This is a genomic window from Pseudomonas alloputida, assembly GCF_021283545.2.
In the GTDB taxonomy this organism is placed as follows: domain Bacteria; phylum Pseudomonadota; class Gammaproteobacteria; order Pseudomonadales; family Pseudomonadaceae; genus Aquipseudomonas; species Aquipseudomonas alloputida.
On sequence record NZ_CP128540.1, the window covers coordinates 6,263,871 to 6,287,520 of the forward strand.

Annotated in this window: 17 protein-coding genes and 1 pseudogene; 7 read left to right on the forward strand and 11 right to left on the reverse strand. The window is 54.8% G+C overall.

Annotated elements, in window-relative coordinates; translation table 11 throughout:
* Positions 1 to 176 precede the first annotated feature (176 nt).
* The 4 genes from LU682_RS28935 to LU682_RS28950 all read left to right on the forward strand — a co-directional run bounded on the left by LU682_RS28935 (position 177) and on the right by LU682_RS28950 (position 4,339).
* Positions 177 to 1,145: a LysR family transcriptional regulator gene (locus LU682_RS28935; RefSeq protein WP_003253442.1), complete on the forward strand. Its 969-nt coding sequence runs from the start codon at positions 177 to 179 to the stop codon at positions 1,143 to 1,145.
* Between the two features lie 210 nt (positions 1,146 to 1,355).
* Positions 1,356 to 2,663 (forward strand): OprO/OprP family phosphate-selective porin, encoded by a 1,308-nt coding sequence (locus tag LU682_RS28940; RefSeq protein WP_003253440.1) that lies wholly within the window; start codon positions 1,356 to 1,358, stop codon positions 2,661 to 2,663.
* Positions 2,664 to 2,961: 298 nt separating this feature from the next.
* Positions 2,962 to 3,987, forward strand: coding sequence for a hypothetical protein (locus LU682_RS28945; protein WP_003253439.1), 1,026 nt, complete (start codon positions 2,962 to 2,964; stop codon positions 3,985 to 3,987).
* Positions 3,988 to 4,114: 127 nt separating this feature from the next.
* Positions 4,115 to 4,339, forward strand: a complete 225-nt coding sequence (locus tag LU682_RS28950) for a hypothetical protein (protein ID WP_003253436.1) — start codon at positions 4,115 to 4,117, stop codon at positions 4,337 to 4,339.
* A gap of 90 nt (positions 4,340 to 4,429) precedes the next feature.
* On the opposite strand, the gene LU682_RS28955 is transcribed toward LU682_RS28950, so the two are convergent.
* The 6 genes from LU682_RS28955 to LU682_RS28980 form a co-directional block, all read right to left on the reverse strand.
* On the reverse strand, positions 4,430 to 6,427 hold the full coding sequence (locus LU682_RS28955) for a heavy metal translocating P-type ATPase (protein WP_009682002.1): 1,998 nt from the start codon (positions 6,425 to 6,427) through the stop codon (positions 4,430 to 4,432).
* Positions 6,428 to 6,628: 201 nt separating this feature from the next.
* A complete protein-coding gene (locus LU682_RS28960) occupies positions 6,629 to 6,952 on the reverse strand; it encodes a DUF2790 domain-containing protein (protein ID WP_003253432.1) in 324 nt (107 codons plus the stop codon).
* Positions 6,953 to 7,136: 184 nt separating this feature from the next.
* Complete coding sequence (gene ltrA / locus LU682_RS28965) at positions 7,137 to 8,558, reverse strand: group II intron reverse transcriptase/maturase (RefSeq protein WP_010952877.1); 1,422 nt, start codon at positions 8,556 to 8,558, stop codon at positions 7,137 to 7,139.
* 476 nt (positions 8,559 to 9,034) lie between these two features.
* Complete coding sequence (locus tag LU682_RS28970; RefSeq protein ID WP_003253428.1) at positions 9,035 to 12,196, reverse strand: CusA/CzcA family heavy metal efflux RND transporter; 3,162 nt, start codon at positions 12,194 to 12,196, stop codon at positions 9,035 to 9,037.
* A 24-nt stretch (positions 12,197 to 12,220) separates the two neighbouring features.
* Positions 12,221 to 13,471 carry an efflux RND transporter periplasmic adaptor subunit gene (locus tag LU682_RS28975; protein WP_003253426.1) on the reverse strand — a complete coding sequence of 417 codons (1,251 nt, stop codon included), beginning with the start codon at positions 13,469 to 13,471 and terminating at the stop codon, positions 12,221 to 12,223.
* A gap of 68 nt (positions 13,472 to 13,539) precedes the next feature.
* Positions 13,540 to 14,811, reverse strand: coding sequence for a TolC family protein (locus tag LU682_RS28980; RefSeq protein WP_016712696.1), 1,272 nt, complete (start codon positions 14,809 to 14,811; stop codon positions 13,540 to 13,542).
* Between the two features lie 404 nt (positions 14,812 to 15,215).
* Here LU682_RS28980 and LU682_RS28985 point away from each other — a divergent pair, with 404 nt between their 5' ends.
* Positions 15,216 to 16,559, forward strand: coding sequence for an OprD family porin (locus LU682_RS28985; protein ID WP_003253422.1), 1,344 nt, complete (start codon positions 15,216 to 15,218; stop codon positions 16,557 to 16,559).
* 489 nt (positions 16,560 to 17,048) lie between these two features.
* A complete protein-coding gene (locus LU682_RS28990) occupies positions 17,049 to 17,723 on the forward strand; it encodes a heavy metal response regulator transcription factor (RefSeq protein ID WP_003253420.1) in 675 nt (224 codons plus the stop codon).
* A gap of 535 nt (positions 17,724 to 18,258) precedes the next feature.
* Here LU682_RS28990 and LU682_RS28995 read toward each other — a convergent pair.
* Together LU682_RS28995 and LU682_RS29000 are read right to left on the reverse strand one after the other, a co-directional pair.
* On the reverse strand, positions 18,259 to 18,495 hold the full coding sequence (locus LU682_RS28995) for a hypothetical protein (RefSeq protein WP_074059229.1): 237 nt from the start codon (positions 18,493 to 18,495) through the stop codon (positions 18,259 to 18,261).
* Between the two features lie 275 nt (positions 18,496 to 18,770).
* On the reverse strand, positions 18,771 to 19,310 hold the full coding sequence (locus tag LU682_RS29000) for a hypothetical protein (RefSeq protein ID WP_003253418.1): 540 nt from the start codon (positions 19,308 to 19,310) through the stop codon (positions 18,771 to 18,773).
* Between the two features lie 99 nt (positions 19,311 to 19,409).
* Here LU682_RS29000 and LU682_RS29005 point away from each other — a divergent pair, with 99 nt between their 5' ends.
* A complete protein-coding gene (locus tag LU682_RS29005) occupies positions 19,410 to 19,943 on the forward strand; it encodes a hypothetical protein (RefSeq protein ID WP_003253416.1) in 534 nt (177 codons plus the stop codon).
* On the opposite strand, the gene LU682_RS29010 is transcribed toward LU682_RS29005, so the two are convergent.
* From LU682_RS29010 to LU682_RS29020, 3 genes and pseudogenes are all read right to left on the reverse strand, one after another.
* Entirely contained in the window at positions 19,936 to 20,832 is an 897-nt protein-coding gene (locus tag LU682_RS29010) for an alpha/beta fold hydrolase (protein WP_232914936.1), read from the reverse strand. The genes LU682_RS29005 and LU682_RS29010 overlap by 8 nt on opposite strands.
* Before the next feature lie 336 nt (positions 20,833 to 21,168).
* Entirely contained in the window at positions 21,169 to 21,996 is an 828-nt protein-coding gene (locus LU682_RS29015; RefSeq protein WP_232857639.1) for a hypothetical protein, read from the reverse strand.
* A gap of 1,055 nt (positions 21,997 to 23,051) precedes the next feature.
* A pseudogene (locus tag LU682_RS29020) lies at positions 23,052 to 23,564 on the reverse strand (JAB domain-containing protein); the annotation flags it as partial.
* Between the last annotated feature and the right edge of the window lie 86 nt (positions 23,565 to 23,650).

The following is a 23,650-nucleotide window of genomic DNA, read 5'->3' on the forward strand; positions in this document are numbered from 1 at the left end:
TAATGAAATTGGCGCGCTAGGCTAGCACGCTACAATATCAGCAAGATTGCTCGAAAATTACGCTTTCGAAATAAAACCTTCCGATAACGCATGCATGACCTGCGGATTACAATGCTGACAAGATAAGGAAATGCTGGGTGGCATTGAGATAGATTCCCCGAATTAAGGGGGACCCAATGGTTACACAAAATGAAACATTTACAAGCAGCGTTGTTCCTTACAGTCCTGACATATTGGATGATCTGCCAATTGATGATCAGCTGGCCGTAGAGTTTTTCGCAACAGCACGTTGTGCCAGTTTCAAACAGGCTGCCCGGGGGCTCAATGTGCCAGTGGTAGGCCTTCGGAAACGCTTGGAGAAACTGGAAGAGCACATTGGTGCTCCCGTGTTTGTATACAAACACAACAAGCTTGCCCTGACCCGCACTGGCGAGAGGGTCAGCCATTACCTGTGCCAGCTCTTCGGCCCAGACGGCCTTGGCAAGTCCGGTGAAAAGGAAGTCCCCAGGCTTACCATCGCGATCACGGAGCCAGTGTTGAGCGACATCGTAAACCGCGATCTAGTCGCCTACGTGCGCGATCATGCCGAAATGCAGCTTGAAATCCATTCAGAGTGCACAACGCAGATGCTCTCTGAGTGTGAAGTCGATGTGGGTATCGCTTTCGTGAGCCCAGATGATGAGGGCGCGTTTGATCGCCATCCTACGTATAGGTTTGAACGGCTTGGCCGGATTGGGCACTCGCTGTTCATTTCCAGCCGCTACTCAAGAAGCGTCACCCTTCCAGTGCAGAGCCTGGATTTGCACAACTTCATGCTCGTTATCCCTTGGGATGAAGAGATTTTGGCGGGCTCACGAAAGTGGGCATCGATAATGGCTGAGCATCAGGGCGGTACCACTCGGGTAAAGAACTATAACTTATCCCGTGGCCTTGTCGTAGGAGGCGCGTGTATCGGTGTGCTGCCCGACTATAGTCGAAAGATGGAGAGGAATATTCTGCCGATGCCGGGTTTTTTGGACGATCTGGAGGAGAAAGATGTCTATCTTGTTATCAAAACCAAGCTTGCCCGCAACCCGCACGTTCTGGAAATCCGTAGATTGATCAAGAAGAGCTTCTTTGATAAGAAGGACTGGCTTGTTCGGTAACAGTTTTGTTAGGTTTCAAACTCTCCTGTTAACACTACAGAAACACAACTGTCATATTCGCTTGCAATCTAGTCAGAGTGCTTAGAACAAAGGCATCTTGTTACAGCAGGTGACAACCGTGGCCTGCTCCCATCTGCAAGATAAATTTAGGCCGACGAAGGGCGAAATACAACGTCGGTAGCTAAGCACTTAACATACGAGAGGCAAGCAATGATCCGTTCTTCGAACATGCGGGAAAAGCTGTTGGCTGCCGCAATAATAGGCACATTTTCCTCGCAAGCATTCTCCGGAACAGTAACCACTGACGGAGCTGACATCGTTCTGAAGACCAAGGGCGGTCTTGAAGTATCGACTTCTGACAAGGAATTCAGTTTCAAACTGGGCGGTCGCGTTCAGGCCGACTACGGCCGTTTCGATGGTGTCTTCACCAAGAATGGCGATACCGCTGACGCCGGCTACTTCCGTCGCGCCTACCTTGAGCTCGGCGGCGTTCTGTACCGCGACTGGAAGTATCAGCTCAACTACGACCTTTCCCGCAACACGGGCAACGACTCCGACGGTTACTTCGACGAGGCCAGCCTGACCTACACCGGTTTCAAGCCCGTCCAACTGCGATTCGGTCGTTTCTACACCGACTTCGGTCTTGAGAAAGCCACCAGTTCGAAGTGGACCACTGCCATGGAGCGGAACCTCTCGTACGACCTGGCGGACTGGATCAACGACAACGCCGGCATGGGTGTTCAAGCCACCAGCACCATCGCTGACATGGCTTATGTCTCCGGTAGCGTTTTCAGCGAAACCAACAACAACTCGGATGGCGACAGCACCAAGCGCTACAACGCACGTGCCGTGTTCGCACCGCTGCACAGTGATGGCAACGTCCTGCACGTCGGTGCTCAGTACGCTTACCGCGACCTCAAAAACAGTGCGGTCGATACCCGGATTCGTTCGCGTCTTGGCGTTCGCGGTGTAGATACCAATGGCGGCGGCGATGCCGGCACCAACGGCAACCGCATGCTGTTTGGCGGTGCCGCCGCACAAGATGGCCTGTGGAAGGACGATTCGGTCTGGGGTCTCGAAGGTGCCTGGGCCACCGGCCCGTTCTCGGTGCAAGCGGAATACCTTCGCCGCAAGCTGAAAGCTGACCAGGCCAACAGCGACATGAAGGCCTCTGGTTACTACGCCCAGATGGCTTACACCCTGACCGGCGAGCCGCGTATCTACAAGCTCGACGGTGCCAAGTTCGACACTATCAAACCAGAGAACAAGGAACTGGGGGCCTGGGAAGTTTTCTACCGCTTTGACGATATCAAGGTCGAAGACGGCAACCTGGTCACCGCAGCGGATCAATCGAACGAGCGCAAGGCCAAGAGCCACACTGTGGGTGTGAACTGGTATGTCAACGAGGCAGTGAAACTCAGTGCCAACTACATCAACGTGCGTACTGACAATAACGAGAACACCGTGGGCGACGACAGCGGCAATGCAATCGTGACCCGCCTGCAATACGTCTTCTGATCCCTCTCATCAGTCTGACGTGAGAAAGCCGGAAGCGCTCAATGTGCTTCCGGCTTCCCTGTTTCTGACGTGATCGAGCTTGGAGCGTCCTCCTCCTACCTGCTCTCGCTCACCTGATGACCTCTCTTGCCAAAACTCGGCGAATCTGGTGTGATTGCCGCGTCGGGTTTTGCATGGTGGCCGTGCAAGCAAACCAAACCTGACTCCTACTCATGATTGAACCTGATTCGACGTCCAGCTTCGCGTCTAACGGCCCTACAAGCGCAGCTACCCCAACGTCGCTCATTAGGGGATAGTCATGTCTGCCAAAAAGCTGCTTCAACCTCTCGCTGCTCAGCTGCACGCCTCATTCTCGGCTTCCGGTCGCCCGTACGCTCACCAGCACATTCACCAGTTGCTCCACGCTGCCATTGGCTCCGTCTCCCCAGAAGTTGACTCCCAAGACAATCTGCCAATCCAGGTATGCCGTGACAGCGACAGGCAGTACAACCTCTACGAGACGATTGAGCGGGCGAAAAAGTGCTTGGGATTGACCGATCTTCAAGCAGTCGGCGTGGCTGAAGAAGTCATCGAAGTACTACGAGCTGCAGGGATAGGCGTGAACCAGGTTCGCCTGCTCCTCGACCCCTCCTTCACCTCGAAGACTCGTAAAAAGGCATTCAAAGCCCTTTGCAAGAATCTGGATCTGAACGAGCTCGGCGATCGATTCGTCCCGAAAACGGCGACGCTGGCCATTGCGGCGGGTATGGCACCGCCTCCGAAAATCACGTGGAAAGATCGCTTCGCACTGGCTGCAGATTTCCCTATACGGGGACAGAGCCAGCTCGTCGAAATGGTGACTCGAAGCGAGTGCTATCTGTGGGTATTTCCGCCGACTGATCATCAAGCTACGGCTTCGGCGAGTCACGACCGCTATTTCGGTGAACAGACCCATCCGAGCGCTGAGATGGGCATGGGGTTCACTATCATCGATTCCGGATCGACCCGCCCTAAATTTCCGATGCTCTCCAAACAGCCGGAAGAGACCTTCATCCAGTATTCACTTTCGGCGCCGATGTGGTTCTGGCGCGCACAAAGTAACACCTGGCGGCTGGGAAACATCCTGCGCTCCAAGATCCTTGACGGGGCTCCTTGGCATAACGAGCCCTTGAGCGATGTGCTGCCAGGTGGTCTGAAGTCTCTGCCGCGGATTTATGGGTGCACCACCTGCCAAACGCTGTTCGTCGAGAAACACAGCGGCTATCCGGATGTACCCACTCAGTGCCAATGCGGTGAGGCGAGCAGCACGCGTGACCAAAACGAGTCACCTGCTCTCAATAGCTGATTTTCCTTACGGTGGCGGGCTATGCCCCCCGTTAGGGATTGGCTATGGGAGCGGGATTCGCTCACCCCAAACCTGAAGGCGCCGCCATCTAACCGAGCGATATGAGCTGAATGCTCGCGGAGTAGATATGCAGAACAGTACCAACAAACAAGACACCCTGGCGGCGATCAATGCACTTGTGGAGATTGCGTATGATCAGGGATTTGCGAACGGACAAGGGGTCGGCAATCAAGTCGGTTTCGTAGCCGGTGTCATGAGTCTCAAAGCTGCGTTGGCCTGCGGCTTAAGGCACGGCTCACCTGAGTGTGGGAAGGCCCTTGAAAGCCTCAAGCGCATCGGGATCGACGAGTGAGAAAAGTACGGGTCGTGCGCTGATCGCGCACGACCCGTACTTCTACTTCAAGTCATTTCCCTGCTTAGCTTCATGATTGAAGCTCAGGGATCAGGAGCTTCTGCGGTAGGCCAACAACCGCAAGGCGTTGAAGACGACCAGCAGTGTGGAGCCCTCATGGATCGCAACGGCGGCACCAATGCTCAAGCCCATGATGGTAGACGGAACCAAGATGGCCACAATCCCCAAGCTGACGAACAGGTTCTGGCGGATGATCGATCGCGTGTGACGGCTCAGCCCCACCGCAAATGGGAGTTGCCTGATGTCGTCAGCCATAAGCGCGATATCAGCCGTTTCCAGGGCGACATCAGATCCGGCAGCCCCCATTGCGATGCCAACGCTCGAATTGGCCATGGCAGGGGCATCATTCACGCCGTCACCCACCATGGCCACCCTGGCGCTGAGGCGCAGGTTCTTGATGGCCTTGACCTTGTCTTCCGGCATTAGGTCTCCCCACGCCTCATCTAAGCCAACTTGTTTGGCTACCGCCTCTGCAACGCGGTTGTGGTCCCCAGAAATCATGACCATGCGGTCGATGCCCATCTCTCTGAGTTTCTGGAGTGCCTCTTTGGCACCCTCTCGGGGTGTGTCCAATAGCCCGATAGCGCCCAGATCCTTGTCAGCGCGACGTACCACCATGGTTGTGCGGCCCGACTGACGCAGACGCTCCGCAGCCTCCAAGGCTGCCTTGCTCAGTGCGGGAATACCATTGGTACCGAACATCTCGACCTTGCCAATCCAGACGAACTGCCCATCAAGCTCGGCACGTACGCCGCGGCCAATCATGTTGCTCATGTTCTTGGCTTGCAATCGGCGCCGTGTGCCAATCATCTCTTCACCGTCACGCACAATTGCCGCAGCCAGCGGATGGTCGCTCATCGACTCCACAGCGATGGCGACGTTTAGTAGATCCTCGATCTGCGTGCCGCCTACCGGTATTACATCGGTGATGCGTGGGCGCCCTTCGGTCAGGGTACCGGTCTTGTCGAATGCCATGGCATTCAAGGAGCCGAGCTCTTCAAGCGGTGCACCGCCCTTGATCAGCACGCCACCTCGGGCTGCCCTGGCGATGCCAGATAGAATGGCGCTTGGTGTTGCGATCGCCAGCGCGCAGGGGCTGGCTGCAACCAGTACGGCCATCGCCCGGTAGAACGAGTCACGGAACGGCTCATCAAGGAAAATGCCGGCAAATAGCAGCCCGACTACCAGCAGCAAAACCAACGGGACGAATATGCGTTGGAAGCGGTCCGTGAATCGCTGGGTCGGTGACTTCCTGACTTCGGCTTCACTGACCATCTTGATGACCCGCGCCAGGGTACTTTCCGTAGAGCGCCGTGTTACCTCAACCTCGATGAGCGTTTCGCCATTGATGGTACCGGCGAAGACTTTCGAGGCTGCATCCACTGCATCTGGCTTGCTGCGTGCGAGTTCGGCATCAGGGACAGGTTGCTTGTCCACGGGGACGCTCTCACCGGTTACTGGCGCCTGGTTGATACTTGAGGAGCCCACTACAACAAAACCATCGGCCGGTAGGCGGTCATTGGGGCGCACGATGACAACGTCACCGGGAACCAGCAGCTCCACAGGCATTTCCAACGTGCCATTTGCTCTGCGTACGATCGCGGTGGCTGGTGCGAGCTTGGACAGTGCCTCAATCGCTTTCTTGGCCCGCCCCATCGCGTAGCTTTCAAGGGAATGCCCCAGACTGAACAGGAACAGCAGCAGAGCCCCCTCCGCCCAGGCGCCAATGCTCGCGGCACCGGCTGCGGCGAGAAGCATCAGCGAATCGATCTCGAAGCGTTTCTGGCGGATGTTGCTGATCGCTTCCTTGGTGGTGAACCATCCACCGAACACATAGGCCGACACGTACAGAATCAGGGGCAGTCGATCAATCAGGTCAAGTTGTCCTGCGAGAGCTCCGGCACCCAGGAGGGCACCACAGATCAGCGCGAAAATCAGCTCCGTGTTCATGCCAAAAATGCCGCCATGCTCATGGCTATGACCTTCATGCCCAGCTTGGTCATCAGGGCGTTCAAGCAAACTCTTCATAACTCGTCCCTTCTGGGGTCAAGGCTTCCAATTGCCCTCTGCAGTTGGGAGCCGTCGCGGTTGGTTAGCTAAGACCTATTGCACGGTTTGCCCCGGCCCAGGCGTTAACATGTCAAAACCATGGGGCATCGGGCGTAATAAAAAATGCCAGGCACTGCCTGGCATTTATGAATTCTCTAATTGTTCTGTTCAAATCGTTTACTACTTGTTGTTGATGCATTGCGAATACATCGAGTAACGAACAGTCTTGAGCGTGCCCTGGGAGTCCTCGAAGGTCATCAACCGTGGGTAGACCTGGCAGGTACGTGGGTCCTGCGACTGACGTACGAACTTAGCAACGTCTATCTTCATGCCATATTTGTAATCCTGAATCTCTGGCATTGGCTTGCCATTTTTCTCCGCGTACTTGGCCACTGCGGTCTGGTGCTCCTTGGTGTATTGCAGCTGCTTGCTCTCGGAAAAAGTGTTGGCCTGCGAAGCCACCGAGAAAACAACAAGTGCAGCAGCGATAATTAGCTTTTTCATAAAACCCTCTCAATTTCAAAACTTCTCGGGCGTAACCTTAGCAATGCATAGGCATCACCGGCATGACGAGAAACTTACAATTTTGAAAGGTAAGTGCATCTACTTCACTTTAAATCGAGTAGGAGGCGGATTCACACCCGCCGTCCTCTCACACCACCGTGCGTACGGTTCCGTACACGGCGGTTCAGGTTACGCGGCTAAGCCGGTTAATCGTATCCAGTATCGAGACCAGCCCGAGCCGGTCCCACAGTTTCTTTGGCAGCGCGTAGTTCATATGTTGCGCTCCCGAATTCCACCATGGACCTCGGCCATTGAAGGCTGACTTGTTGGCACGCTCCTCGCTCAACCCCAGGCGCATCAAGTTTCTCAGCCTCGTGGGAGGCTGCTTCCATTGACGCCAGATGACGCAGCGGAGTTTGTGCCTGACCCAACCATCCAGTTCCTCAAGCGGCCGCTTGCTCTGGCTGAGCTTGAAGTAGCTAGCCCAGCCTCTCAGGACGGGGTTGATCCGCTCGATGACAGTCGCCATTTTGCGAGCCCGTACGCTGCGCAGCAGCATTCTGAGCCGGTCGCGTAAGCGGTCTAGGCTCATCCTTGCCACGCGCAGCCTTGGCTGCTGGTGCCAGCTCATCCCATAGCCTAGGTAGTCGCACTTCCACGCCCTTGCCACTTGGCTTTTCTTCCTGTTCACCGTCAGCTTCAGACGTTCTCTCAGGAAGCGCTCGACGCTGACCAACACCCGTTCGCCGGCCCGGGGACTGCGTACATAGATGTTCGCATCATCGGCATAACGTACGAAGCGATGGCCCCGCCGCTCCAGCTCGCGGTCGAGTTCGTCGAGCAGGATATTCGACAGCAACGGCGAAAGCGGGCCGCCTTGCGGCGTCCCCTCCTGCCGTGGGCTGACGACACCGCCCGACATGATCCCGGCTTCAAGGTAGCGGCGAATAAGCCTGAGTACGCACTTGTCTTTGATCCGACGTTCGATGCAGGCCATGAGGATGTCGTGATTGACCCGATCGAAAAACTTCTCCAGATCGAGTTCCACGCACCAGCGGTGTCCCGCTGTCACATGAGCACGGGCCATCTCGATGGCTTGATGCGTACTTCTGCCCGGACGAAAACCATAGCTGTAGTCCGAGAACAGTGGGTCGAAGATAGGTGTGAGCTGCTGCTGCAGTGCTTGCTGGATCAGGCGATCCACGACGCTGGGGATACCCAGTTGCCGTGTGCCGCCCTGCGGCTTGGGAATTTCAACCGCTCGCACTGCTTGGGGATGGTATTCACCGGCCAGCAACCTGGCCTTGAGGGTTGGCCAATACTGTTTCACGTAGCCCGCCAAGTCAGCGACCGTCATGCCATCGGCACCCGGAGCCCCCTTGTTGCTAACCACGCGTTGATACGCACGCCTGAGGTTGGCCGGTGCAAGCACCCGCTCCATCAGCGTGTCCGGCTCCGCGTTCGTCCACGTCGCTGACGCCGCCGGCACCTTTGCACTGTCAGGCATCACCCTCGGCTTCTGGCCGGGATTCGGGATGACAGTTTCCGCTGTGGGAAATTTCTGCATTACGGTTACCAACGAGACGGCGACGCCTACTGGCGGCATAACCTGTTCGGCCCTTGGTGGCGCGGTTAACCGCCACTTACTACGGCTTCGGCTGACTTCTGCACGCTCGTCCCGTCGCCTTTCGACGCGCGGTAGCACAGTGGCAAGCGTACAGATCTCCCAGGGTAATTCGCGCGACCTTCCTGCTTATGCCTGTCGGATCTACGTCACAGCGTTCCGTGCAAGTATTGGGCTTTGGCGATTTGTGCCACCTCACCCCGCTGTGCCGCCTCTATCCGCTTCCTGTTCGTCAGGCCAGCATTTTGCCTCGGGCTTCCTTCAGATTCGCGGTCACCCGCGACACCCTTGCCTCCGGCTAACACTTCCCCTTGCCGGGTGTGTAGAGGACTTTCACCTCCAAGTCACCCACTTGGCCACCACAACCAAGCGGGTTGCGCTTACGCGCAACGCGCCATGCCTGGCGCACACAAAAAAGCCCACAACACGTGTTGTGGGCTTCTCTTTAGCGGAGCCTGTTAGCTAACCACTTCGGCCTCGTCGCCGTCTTCATCCTTGCGGTGTGCCCAGTAATACAGGGCAGGCAGTACCAACAAGGTCAATGCGGTGGAGGACAGGATCCCGCCAATCACCACAGTCGCCAGTGGCCGCTGAACTTCTGCACCGGTACCGGTGGCCAAAGCCATCGGGATGAAGCCCAGGGAAGCTACCAAGGCAGTCATCAGAACAGGTCGCAGACGGGTTAATGCACCTTCATCGACTGCCTGCCTGAGCGTTCGCCCTTCCTCCCTTAGCCCGCGGATGAAGGCAATCATCACCAGGCCGTTCAGTACTGCAACGCCGGACAGTGCAATGAAGCCGACACCTGCCGAGATCGACAGTGGGATGTCCCGCAACCACAACGCCACAACACCACCGGTGAGTGCGAATGGAATACCGGTGAAGACCAGCATGCCGTCCTTCAGGTTGTTGAACATCAGGAACAACAAGGTCATGACCAGCAGCAAGGCGACTGGAACAACGATCTGCAGCCGTTTGGCAGCCGACTGCAGCTGCTCGAACTGGCCACCCCAAGTCGTCCAGTAGCCCGCAGGGATTTGCACCTTCTGATCCAGCGAAGCGGTCGCCTCCTCAACGAAGGATCCCAGGTCACGGCCTCGAACGTTGGCACTGACGATTACCAGACGCTTGCCGTTCTCGCGGCTGATTTGGTTCGGGCCCAGTTGCAGGTCCAGATTAGCGACCTGCGACAGCGGGATGAAACCGATCTGGTTGGCACCCTGAGCCGCATTGGCAGGCACCGGAATCAGCAAACTGGACATCCCCGCTACGTCGGTGCGAACGGTCTCAGGCAGGCGCACTACCATGTCGAACCGACGGTCGCCCTCATACAGCGTGCCGGCCTGGCGACCACCCACGGCGATAGCGATCGAGTTCTGAACATCCGCGATGTTCAGGCCGTAGCGTGCTGCTTTCTCGCGGTCGATGTTGATTGTCAGCACCGGCAGGCCGGATGTCTGCTCAACTTTCACTTCCGACGAGCCCGGTACCGCTTTGAGCGCTGCCGCGATCTTGTTGGCGGTGTTGTTGAGCACGTCCATGTCATCGCCGAAGACCTTCACAGCGACATCACTACGCACGCCCGAAATCAGCTCGTTGAAACGCAGTTGGATTGGCTGCGACAACTCGTAGTTGCTTCCTGGAACACCCGCTGCGGCCTTCTGCACCTCAGCAATCAGCTCATCGCGAGGCTTCTTGGGGTTAGGCCACTGATCCTGAGGCTTGAGCATGATGTAGGCGTCGGAGGCGTTCGGTGGCATCGGGTCAGATGCAATTTCCGCGGTACCCGAGCGTGCGAACATCCGCTCGACTTCAGGCACCTGCGCTATTACCGCTTTCTCCAGACGCTGCTGCATCTCGACGGACTGAGTGAGGCTCGTTCCAGGCACACGCATGGCCTGCATCGCAAAGTCACCCTCACTGAGGCTTGGGATGAACTCGCTACCCATACGACTTGCCAGCACACCACTGAGCACGACCAAGGCTACTGCGGCCGAGAAAGCGATGTTCCGATGTCCCAGCACCCATTGCAGAACCGGCTCATAGCGCAGTCGAGCTGTGCGCATGACCACGCCTTCCTCTTCCTTCACCTTGCCAGTGACGAACATGGCAATAGCTGCAGGAACAAAGGTAACGGACAGGATCATTGCGCCCAGCAGAGCCATCACAACGGTGAACGCCATAGGGTGGAACATTTTGCCTTCGACGCCGGTGAGGGCGAAGATCGGCAGGTACACCACCATGATGATCAGCTGACCGAAGATCAGCGGCCGGCGAGCTTCTCGCGCCGCGGCAAAGACCTCGTGGAAGCGTTCGGTTTTGGTGAGCATGCGGCCATGCTTATGCTGCGCATGAGCCAGTCGACGGATCGCGTTTTCTACAATAACCACGGCACCGTCGACGATGATGCCGAAGTCGAGTGCCCCCAAACTCATTAAGTTGGCACTGACCTTGTTGTTGAACATGCCTGTGAAGGTGAAAAGCATGGACAGCGGAATCACCATCGCGGTGATCAGGGCTGCACGGATGTTGCCGAGGAACAGGAACAGAATCGCGATTACCAAGATCGCGCCTTCTACCAGGTTCTTCTTCACCGTCGCGATGGCTTTTTCAACCAGGTTGGTACGGTCGTAAACGGTCACAGCCACCACGCCCTTTGGCAGGGTGCGGTTGATGTCCGCCAGTTTGGCGGCGACAGCTTGAGACACAGTACGGCTGTTTTCACCAATCAGCATGAACACGGTACCGAGCACGACTTCGCGGCCGTTCTCAGTAGCAGCACCTGTGCGGAGTTCTTTACCGATGCTGACGTCAGCAACGCTGCTGATGCGAATCGGTGCACCATCCACGCTGGTGATCACGATGTTGGCGATGTCTTCGATGTTGCCTACCTGGCCGGGCGCACGGATGAGCAACTGCTCACCATTACGTTCGATGTAGCCGGCGCCGACGTTGGCATTGTTACTTTCCAACGCTGCGACCAGGTCATTGAGGGTAAGCTTGTAGGTAGCCAGGCGCTTAGGATCTGGCGCAACCAGGAACTGCTTGGCATAGCCGCCGATGGTATTGATCTCGGCTACACCCGGGACGTTGCGCAGCTGAGGCTTGATGATCCAGTCTTGGATCACGCGCAGGTCGGTCGGGGTGTAAGGCGTACCGTCCTCTTTGACCGCGCCATCTTCGGCTTCAACGGTCCACAGGAAGATCTCGCCGAGGCCGGTAGATACCGGGCCCATAACGGCCTCTACGCCTTCTGGCAGCTGTTCCTTCGCAACCTGCAGCCGCTCGTTGATCAACTGGCGGGCAAAGAAGATGTCAGTGCCATCCTTGAAGATCACGGTGACCTGAGACAAGCCAGAGCGAGACAGGGAACGGGTCTGCTGAAGGCCCGGGAGACCGGCCATGGCCGTTTCAACTGGAAACGTGATCCGTTGTTCGGTTTCCAAAGGCGAATAACCAGGCGCTGCAGTGTTGATCTGCACCTGGACGTTGGTGATATCGGGTACCGCATCGATGGGCAGCTTTTGATAGCTGTAGATACCGATACCCGCCATGATCAGAACAGCGATCATTACTACGATGCGCTGCTCGATGGCGAATCTGATGATACGTTCAAACATGAGAAATCATCCTGTCAGTTCGCATCAGTGACCGTGTTCGGCAGAAGCTTTGCCGAGCTCGGACTTGAGTGTGAAGCTGCCACTGGTTGCTACCTGGGCGCCGGCTTCAATACCGTCGATGACTTCCACGTACCCATTGTCGCGACGACCCAGTTTTACCGGGCGGGTGTCAAACCCATCTGGGGTGCGTACGAATACCGAGGGTTTGTCTTCAACGGTCTGGACTGCGTGCTCAGGGACCGCTACGGCAACTCGATCAGTCTGGGAAGTGACCGCAATGTTCACGAACAGGCCTGGACGCCAGGCACCGTTGGGGTTGGTCAAGGTGACGCGGACAGTGGCTGCGCGGTTTTGCTCGCCCAGCAGGCTCCCGACATAACCCACCTTCCCTTCGACCTCGACATTCATGTCAGGCGAAGAGACTTTCACCGCACGACCAGTCGTGACCTTGCCCAGATCTGTAGGCGGGACGGCGAAGGTTGCCCAGACCTGATTCAGGTCAGAAAGGATGAAGGCGTTGGTCGCCTCGCTGACGACTTCGCCAACGGTCAGGTGTTTCTCCACCACCACGGCGTCGAAAGGAGCTCGGAGTTCGTAACGATTACCGCCAACGGAGTTAACCGAAGCACCGATCGCACCGACCTTCTGCTTGGCGTTGGCCAAGGAGATCTCCGCTTCTTGCAGCGCTTGGCGTGCTTGGAGGTAGTCTTGCTCCGCGGAAATCTTGTCCTGCCACAGCTGCTTCTCACGCTCGAAGGTCACTCGCGCCAGTTCGACGCGACGCTGTGCGGCCTGTTGTTCGCTGCGCAGGTCAGAGATCTGCTGGCTCGCGATTACAGCGAGGACCTGACCCTTTTTGACCGTCTCACCCAGGTCGGCTTGGACAGTCTCTACAACGCCAGGAACACGAGGAACCACGTGGGCGGTCCGGTCTTCATCGAAGCGAATTTCGCCCGGGAAGCTCACGACTGTACCCAAGTCACGCGGCGCTGCAGCTTCCAGGGCAACGCCGGCAGCCTTGATCTGCTCAGCGCTAAGCGTCAGCTTGCCCTCTTCTTCACCGCCCTCTTCGCTGTGGCCTTCTTCACCATGGCCCTCATCACCCTCCTCTTTGGCGGCAGATGCGGCTTTCTTTTCGTCGCCATGGCCATCGTTAGCGCCATGCTCGGCGGTACTAGCGGCCTGCTGTCCAGAACTGTTGTTCCAGGCAAGGCTGCCAAATCCGAGGGCTGCCACAGCGGCTACCGCGAGGGCGATCTTGCGTTTGTTATCCATTGCTACTCCTGCTGATCGTAGGCACCGGCTTGTTCAAGGCTGTGTGCCGAAGAAAATGTTTGGCCCGTTCAGCGAGCGCCGGCAGTTGAGCCGACTTCGCCATAAACCCTTTCCACCTGCGCACGCGCATTGGTCGCCGCTGCCAACGATTCGAGATATTGGCCACGAGCGACGATCAAGGTGCGCTGGGCATCCAGCACTTCGATGAAGCCGAATTTGCCCATCTCGAAGCCGCGGGTTGCGGTATCTACGGCTTGTTGGGCTGACGGCAGAATGGTCTTGTCGTAGGACTCGACCTCCTGCATGGCGGTGGACCACTGGTTCAACGCGGTTTGGGTTTCGGTGCGCAGCCGCAGCTCCACAGCATTGCGCTGGTCTCGGGCCTGATCTGCACGACGAGAAGCGGAAAGAATGTTGCCCTGGTTGCGATCAAACAGCGGCAAAGGCATAGAGACGCCCACAGTGTTGACACGCTCGCGCACAGAGCGGTCGTACTGGCTACCTACGCTGACGGTAAGGTTCGGGATACGCTGAGCTTTCTCTGAACCGAGCGAGGCATCGCTCTTGTCGATCTGTACCACGGCCTGGCGCATTTCTGCGGTCTGATCGAGCTTCGCCAGCAGCTCTTCAGTCCGCGGTGGCAGTCCCGGGGAGAGGGTTGGCGATTCGAGTCGATCAAAGACGGTGACCGAGCTCCCGGTAATTTGAGCGAGTTGCTGGTAAGCGGTCGTCTTTTCGGTTTCGGCACGTCGAACTTGCAGCTTTGCTTCGGCCAGTTGTACTTGGGCGCGGGTGGCCTCTACTGGAGACGATTTACCTGCGCGAACACGACCATCGACGATGCGGAGACCGCGCTCAGTCAGTTCGAGAGATTGCTTGGCCAGGTCAAGGCCTGTCTGGGCCCGCAATGCGGCGTAGAAGGCCTGTACGACGTCTGCCCGCAGACCGTTCACGCGACGGTCCAACTCCAGCTGTGCGGCGGTCTGCCCGTAAGTGGCGACGTCAACACGAGCTCCCCGCTTACCACCCAGCTCCAGGGTTTGGCTAAGCGACACGGTCGTCGTGCTGGTGTTACGACGGGTGTCTTCCACGTCGTACGAAATAGTGGGGTTGGGGATAAGCCCGGCCTGCTTGCGAGCACCATCAGCGATGCCAATCTCTTGCCGGGCCGCGGCCAGGTCAGGGTTGGCATCCATGGCCGTCGAAAGCGCCTGGGGCAAGCTGATGCTTTGAGCAAGAGCTGCAGGTGCCATCAATCCAGAGATGACTGCACAGAGTGCAGCGATCTTCCAGGGCGAGACGGAGGTCTTGGATAAGACATTGCGGTTATACCGGGGCACTTTGATGGTCCTCGTGCACAAACTTCGATAAAGCTTGGCGAGAACGCCGAAACAGCTGCCAAGCCCCACTTGATTAGGTGATGGCACTCTAATGAGCGGTAGCTATCAGAGGGGTGGCTAGAAAATTACAATTTCGTAAGAAAGTCCTGTAATGCCCGAAAATACTGGGAAACCAAACCCGGCACTAGGATTTCGTTACAAGCAACGGAGATGGCAAACACGCGGTGCGAAGGCGCCGAATAACAGGCAGATGACGAAATTGTAATTGTCCTATCACCCTCCCGTTATCTTCGGCCTGCAAATATGAGCTCGCGCTACGCTAGGCGCGCCGCCGGGTCAGAACAATTAACGACACCCGCGCCGGTAAACATAATAAAAACTGCCGTGAATCAAAGGAGCATCGGATGAAAATCAAAGTACCACTGTATTTGGCGGCAGTTTCTGCGCTGTCTGGAAGCTACGCTATTTCGGCACAAGCTGAAGACAAGCCAGAAGGCTTCATTGAAGGCAGCAGCCTTACAGTGTTGAACCGTAACTTCTACTTCAACCGTGATAATCGCGACAGCACCGCCCCCACTTACAACAGTGGCAAGGGCAATACCAACGGCTACTCCGAAGCCTGGGCGCACGCGATCATCAGTAAATTCAACTCTGGGTTTACCCAGGGTACCGTTGGCTTCGGCGTTGATGCCTTCGCCATGATCGGCCTCAAGCTCGACACCGGTGATGGGCGCAACGGCGGCCGTAGCTCCTTCGACGTGCTACCCGTTGATAACAAGGGCGAAGCTCGCGACGAATACACCAAGGTCGGCGGTGCAGCCAAAGTCCGCTTGTTCGATACCATCGTGAAAGTAGGTGATGTTTTCCCATCGACTCCGGTCGTTGCATCCGGTGACTCTCGCCTGCTGCCAGAAAGCTTCCGCGGCGTGACCGTTGAGAACACCAGCATCCAAGGCCTCACCCTTCAGGGTGGTCGACTGCACGCCATGAGCCAGCCAGTCTCCAGCAACCTGAACGACAACTTCGTGACCTTCTACGGCGGCCCGGTCAACTCGCCATGGATCGGTTACGGTGGTGGTGACTACTCGATCAACGACAACTGGACTGTGAGCGTCTACGCCAGCCAGCTGAAAGACGTCTGGAATCAGTACTACGCCGGCACCAGCGTTGTTTACCCGCTGAGCGACGATCTGGCGCTGATCGGTGGCTTCAACTACTACAAAGCCGTAGATGAAGGTAAGAAGCGCCTGGGTGAATTCGACAACAACATCTGGAGTGCCAAGGTCGGCGTGCGTTACGGCGCCCACACCCTGGCCCTGTCGCACCAGCGCAACAACGGCGACGACGATTTCGACTATCTGCGTCAGTCGGACTCGATTTTCGTCGACAACTCCATCCAGTACAGCGACTTCAACTCGCCGAAAGAGCGTTCCTGGATGCTGCGCTATGACCTGAACTTCACCAGCTACGGCATCCCAGGCCTGACGTTCATGACCCGCTACGCCAGAGGCTCGGGCGCGGATTACTCGAACGCTAACCAGTTCTACATGCGCACCGACGACAACGGCAACCCGCTCGACAATCAGAAGCGTTGGGAGCGTGACGTCGAAGTCAAATACGTTGTGCAAACCGGTCCGGCAAAAGACTTGTCCTTCCGGTTGCGCCAGGCAACCACGCGTGCCACTGCTTTCGAATCGGATCTGGATGAAACTCGTGTAATCATCGAGTACCCGCTTTCGATTCTGTAATTCGCTGAGCGGGCCAGTCTTTCGACGGCTGGTCCGATTAGTAAAACGAGCATTACGAATTCACCTTGAGTGGCTTAATTGCTCCTTTGGTAAAAGGTGGATATTTGGCGCCCATTGGGCGCCTTTTTTTTGCCTAAAATTCAAGTAAGCGTTCGATTGTACGCATTGCATGCCGGTGAAGTTCATGACTACACCAATGACCAGTCTCCTCAACATGAGCGACCTCGCCGTCATCCGAACGGAACGAAGCTAGCACAAAGAAGAAAATAACCCAGTATTTCATATGGTCAAATCATCCGCTGGAGAGAGGGCCCGCAACTGTCAAACCCAAGCCGCGACAAGATATACCTCCAGACTATCAACTGTATTACCTAGAAATTACAAATCCGTCATTTGAACCCCAACACGCTCATTTTGATTTACCATCCATTTCAATAATGCCGGCGCGCGTGCGCGGTTAATTGCTCAGTGATATCGAGACATAATCCCATGCGAATTCTGGTAATTGAGGATGAAGTAAAAACTGCGGAGTATGTGCGTCAAGGCCTTACAGAGTGTGGCTATGTCGTAGATTGCGTCCACACCGGATCAGATGGATTATTCTTGGCCAAGCAGCATGAGTACGAGCTGATTATCCTCGATATAAACCTACCAGAGATGGACGGTTGGCAGGTCCTTGAGTTGTTGCGCCGTAAAAACTGCCCGTCCCGCATCATGATGCTGACGGCGAGAAGCCGATTGGCGGATAAGGTCCGGGGGCTGGAGAACGGCGCAGATGACTATCTGATCAAACCATTTGAGTTCCCAGAGCTGCTAGCCCGGGTTCGCGCCTTGATGCGCAGGTCAGATCACCCCGCATCTGTGGAGGTCATTCGCGTGGCCGATCTGGAACTTGATCAAAGCCGGCACAGGGCATTCAGGGACGGTCAGCGTATTGATTTGACCACCAAAGAATTCGCGTTGCTGCACTACTTGATGCGTAACACCGGGGTGGTACTGAGCCGTACGCAGATTATCTCTCAGGTTTGGGATATGAATTTTGATTGCGACACGAACGTTGTAGAGGTGTCGATTCGAAGACTCAGAGCCAAGATAGATGACCCCTTCGAAACCAAGCTGATACACACACTTAGAGGCGTAGGGTATGTACTTGAAAAGCGTTAATTGCCAAACTATATAGTATCGAGATCGGCTAACTAATTCCGTCGCAAACGTGCCTACTGAACTGGATTTTACTATTTACGACCCGCGGCGCTGATTCCTTACCCCGCAAATGAGGTAGGCTGTGCATGAGGTATAGCATTGATTATCAGCAGGTCTCGGAGGATCAAGAGTTTGTCAGGCCTGATGACCGCTCAGCTGATATTGTCTTTAACAGTGAGCATGGCTTAGCTCTTATCCCATGTGTTGGCGATGTAGTCAACCTACCCTCTACGGCCGTCAAAGCGGGGGTTTGTGGCGTCGTCAGATCAAGAATTTTCAATTATCTCAGGGGTCCTGAAGAGTTTTACTGCCACGTCAATATTTTTGTTGAAGAGGCCGACATCAATTTCGGCAATCTAATATCCGAATATATGCGTAACCAGGCACGCTCACGATCACCCTCCTCATAGTGGTTTGAATAGTCAATACGGATTCCGTCCTTTTATTGAGTGCTCAGTAGAACCCACGTTGCAGAGCTCTACTGAGCCCAAAAACCTTATTTCCGCTGCTGTGCAAAAACCACTAACTGCCACTCAATCTTGCCCGCGCCAGGTGCATGCTGGTGATGGTTCTGTGGAGGAAGAACATGCCCTTTGGCAATACCGATCTCATCCCCGCAGGAGACGCATCGGTAAATGCCTGGATTTGGCGCTTCGGTACCAGGCGAATACTTTTTATCGTACTCCGAATGATCACTTTTGTGCAGAAAATTGCCGTGCTTATACTGAGCCATATCTATTCCCTTGAACTGTTGCTCTATATTTTTGTGCCACTTTACCGGGGCACAGAATAATTTTTATCACGTAATGACGAATAGATTCCAGCGAAGTTTTCCATAATCGCTCAGTACGCAGCCTACTTTCGTAGCATTTATTATTCTGATTGTGTCAGGCAGGAGATTTTTATGCCGGCGGAATTTTGGCGCCATGCTATGGCACCAGGATAGAGATCAAATCACGCCATCAAGTGACTCTTGCTATTCGAACCTGCCCCTACAAGAACAGGTAGTCACGGCACCCTGCTAGAGCGCGGGAGAGGCGGAGCACACAGAGCAGGCGTCATTGTTTTTTGAATAGCGCACTGAAAAATATAGAAGTACAAGAAGCCCGCAAAGAGAACAGTAGGCGCCATCAGAGCCAATTGAGGATCCATAAACCCTGAAATTACATACTGCTTAAGTGTAAGAGAAGCCAGGATAAAGGCCGAACAATACAAAGCACCTGTAAATTGATTCCCTAGAAAGCTTAGCACCCCACTAAAGGCATTATTGGCGCTCAATAACACTGCCTTCAATATGGTCCAACCGAAAAGCGGAAGGAAAATCTTCACCATAAAGGCAAATAAAGTTGTTGAGGCGAACAGTTTCAGTGGTATCTCTGCCCATGGCTTGATGGTACCGTCGTTTTCTACACCAAAGAATAGGATGGCATTCAGGATAATTGCTATAGAGCAGCATATGATGAGGCGTATCACCTCCCGTTTAAGCGGGGCCATCATTATAACTGAGTTAATGCTTTTCGCGATATATTGCTTTAGAGCCTGGGTCATTGACCTATTGCGTCCTATGCTAGCCGAGGTGATAATATTGTATTGATGCAGCAGTAATAGACTGACGCTTTATTTATTTCTCAGTCAAGGAGAATCCTGATGATTTACGAGTCTGATGATTGGAGGAAGTCACTTCTTCGTTCAGCTCGTTGGCTTGAGAAGGCTCGTGTAAAAGAGCGTTCTGAAGGGCGCATTTATGCGAAAGCAGAACGTGAAATTTTTGTCAGTTTTTATACGGTACGCAAGCTAATCGAGACCTACAAAATCTCTGAATCAACGAAGAAAATTAAGCTCCATCTACCGTACTACCCGATCACCAGTGGCAAGACAGTAGACTACTTCAATCGGCACAACATAATGGAAAACTACGAAACTACTAAAGTTTACAAAGAACTGCGGGATATGACTTTTGTCGCGAACCAGGTAATCCACTCGTACGTATTCGAATTCGCGACTAGTGAGGATGGACGGATTGACGGGGTGTTTGTGGCCTCAGACAAGGGACGACACCAGCGACTCTATTACTATTCTATGACGCTAATGCTCAGTATTTTTAGGTCCGTAGGCTTGGATGTCGTCTCAGAGCAGCATTTGGTAAGGGACCCTGAAACAGAGCAGTGGAAGATCAGGTGAGTAGCCACCAAGCCAAACCCGCTACGGCAGCTGTAATTAACCCAACGGTTGCATAGAAGGCAGGTCTGCCGATCCAAGGGTGACAAGCCAGCATGATTCCCAGATGGGTCTTCGGCTTTATGCTATCCCACTCAGACTCGACGATGGTCCCATCTAGAATATAAGGCTTCCAATATTTGACGATATGGTCCTTGTCGGGCTCAAAAAAATCGCTATAGCCGTAATCAAAGTAACGGTCAGCTACACGTGTATTTTTAAATCCGTTTCGACCAGTCCCGCCGTAGCCTATAGTCGAAAAGGTAGCTAGGACGGGGTAAAAATCTCGCGTCCCGACATCGTTGACGATGTTGCCTGCAGCCATGTGCCGAGCATGCTTCTCCCAGGCATAATTGCCTTTTATTATGGAGCCGCAGAGAACAATTCTCTCAATGTTGATGTCAGTGTATTTGGCGAGGATCCGACTAATGATATAGGTGCCGAAGCTGTGGGCAATGACCATAATGCGAGCAGTCGGTTCCATAAGCCGTGCGTCTCGGAAGTCATTTGCGATCTTATTGATTGGCGTAGATCGAAACGGACACGCAAGCTGCAGCGCGGTCACACAATGGTAGCCAAGACCTTTGACTCTGACATGAGCAACATCTCGGAAGGCTGCTTTTACCAGCTCGTGCCAGGAACCATCAGTTTGAATACCATGGACAAGCATGAGCGTGATGGCCTGAGCATCATCTTTGACATTAGAAATCTGCATATCGACTAACGAGTCAAACAGCTCCAGATGCTCGGCATCCAGAGTTGCCCTAATTGCCTGCAGCTGGGCCAGTCGTTTGGTCTCAATCGTATTTTCCCAAGTCGATCGAACAAGGGTAACAATATCAACAGGCTTCAATCGAGCACCAATCTATAGGTTGGTTCCACGTTGGCGGCAAGTACTTCAAATTCGGTATCCATCCCAGGATCACGAACAATCTCTGGGATATCGCCGTAAGATTGGAATGAGAGACCTTCGCCGCTGGGGCACCTAACAATAAGGAATCTCTTGATAATCCGGCCCGTTACCAAGATATTAATCAAGATTGCAAGGTGCGCGGAAGTACCGGCTTGCATAATATCGAACATGCGATTCGGGTTTAGCCGAATTCTAGGCAAAGCTTCGCCACCCTGGGATTCATAGCCCTGGATAAAACTAGCCAATCTTCGGAGGCCTTCAGCCTCGTCTGGATGGTTAAGTATTAAAGGCGATAACTTTTCCGCGAACATATTCGTATTCTCCGGCGGAGCACGCTACGGTCACCGCAAACTCGTTTCTCTCACCCGAAATCAAAAGCCTCAGTTCACGGGGAGGATCACTGTCTGGTAGTTTAACGTAAATATTGGCTCCCGTCACTTCGCCATCACGCTCCAAGAAGCGATCCAACGCAGACATCGAACCCTCATCCGATGAAAGGTTTTCATCAACCGATGCGGAGGTAATCTGCATTTGGGCCCCGAATTCATTTCGAGCCGTTGAATTGCTATATCTGATTTCTTGGGAGAGGTTATCGCGCTCGCGCAGAATCTTATTCTTAGCGGGGCTAAGCGAAACTTCAGCGAACCCATCGTCCGGTAGAAATTTCCTTACTTTGTTTTTCAACACCCACAAGAGCTCGGAATATTTCTTTGCCTGATTATCTTGAGAGGCAATACGAAACTCCAATAAACCAGTGTGGTCCAGGTGAACAATATTCACCGCACGTTTTTTTGTGGTCGCATAGCGTCGAATCAGTTCGCCAGTTGCTGGATCCGTCTCCACAGCGCTGAGACGATTGATGTCACGGCTTTCGACGACTTTGATCGTAAGCGAAACCGGTGTCTTCTGCGGGTCCGGACGGTACAGGCGGATGTCGACGATTGTGGCCTCGTCGGGCATCTCAAGATCCAGCGGGTGAGTAAACAGCCCCGAAAGGCCCTCAGCTGCTGCGATTGAAGCGATGCGCGTAGGAGACAGCAGGCCGATTGCCCGCTCTTCAGTGCACTGGAAAAGGAACGAGTGCTGCTTGCCAAACTCCTCCACCTGCTGCAGTAGATCACGGAGGTCTTTCAGGGCAAGTTTTTTATCCTTGAGGGCAGGCTCGATCCGCTTCTATCAAACAAAAGATAACCCACTGTTCTTTCTAGCGAAAAAAACAGGCGCGCGGGGTCAATGGCGGCGAAGTGTTCACTCTTCTATACGTGGTCACAGCAAGCTGTGCCGACAGGGATTAACGCCGATGCCATTTGGGCCACTCTCTCATTCGGGAGCAAAGCAGCACACCAGTGCGGTCTACGGCCTCTTTCCCGCGCATTGGGAACCATAGCAAAGTATTCGGCGGCTGACCTACCCGGATCAGTCGGCGAATGCTTTTCTAGATCTCGATGTCAGTGCAGATCTGACGTCATGCGCATCCTGTTTGCTGTGCGACAGCGCAGCCCGGAAGGGCTGGGTGATCTCTCATAGAGATCGTCCCAGTTTTGCGCAGAAACGGGGATGCCCTTCGTCCGGAGGAATTCCTTGACGACGGCTTGGCTAGTCGCATTTTTCAGAAGGCCAAAAAGGATCTTGGCTAGCTTTTGGTCGTCGTCACTCAGCACATCACTCTCCACAAATTGGCATTAAGCTTAAAGGCTCGTGCGAGCCTTGGCTGTGGAGGCATGAAGCCGGTGACATCCTGCCACGAGAGCGCCGACCTGCGCGCATCATGCCTTCCATTGCGCGCGCATTCTCGCCTTTTTATCCAGCGGTACACAATGAGTGGAGAAGGTCAAAATGCCATCAGCGATGTAGGATCCCTTGGCCACGTGGAGTAGGTTCCATCAGATTTTGCCGTAATGTTCAGCTTTTTCGGGAAGATGGGTAGGAATTCCCAGCTTTTCTGTGAACCGCAAGCAACAGCCTGAGCCCCAGTCATCCGGGACCTAGCATCACAATTGTTGGTGAAGCTGACTGCTGTGGTGGCCCGCCTGGGCCTAAAATCAAATTTGCTCTGCAACACTGAATATGGAACATCAAAATCTGAATAAGCATCAAGGAATGCTTCTATCTCGGGCACTTCAGCCGAGTGAAACACTAGAGTTGACACCATAACCGCGAAGGATCAATGCCGCAGCGTTGTGCACCAGCGCCCGCCGCACCACCTCTCGCGGATAGACACTCGCCCGATCTATCGTGCCCCTGAACAGGATCTCGAATGCCAGTGGCCGGTGCTTGGTATCGAGAAACAGACACCCGAACACCTCGCTGGCCTCATGCCTGAGCATGGCTTTCAAGTAGCGTCGCACCGCTGCCGGGCTGTCCATGGCAGACTCCCGCTCAATCGACGTTGCAAGGTGCCTGCGGCCTATCTCAAGCAGTGCCTGCAGCTGGCTGTACCTCACCGGGCCCAACCCAAGCTCGCCGACGAAGGCCTCGCGGTCGGCCTCCAGCAACCGGCGCAAGCTGCCGAACTTCACCAACAAGCCTCGAGAAAGCTCCACGACATTACACCCACGTACGCCTGAGCCGAGAAAAACGGCCAGCAGCTCCGTATCTGTCAGGCTCCCTGCCCCTCGCTGCAACAACTTCTCCCTAGGCCGTTCTTCCGCCGGCCACTCCCTGATGTTCATTCCACCCCTGCCTTTGCTGCGGCCCATTTCGGCCCTGTGTTAATCTATTTCGCCTCGTACATGCGACGTTCCGCCGCAGGCATTTC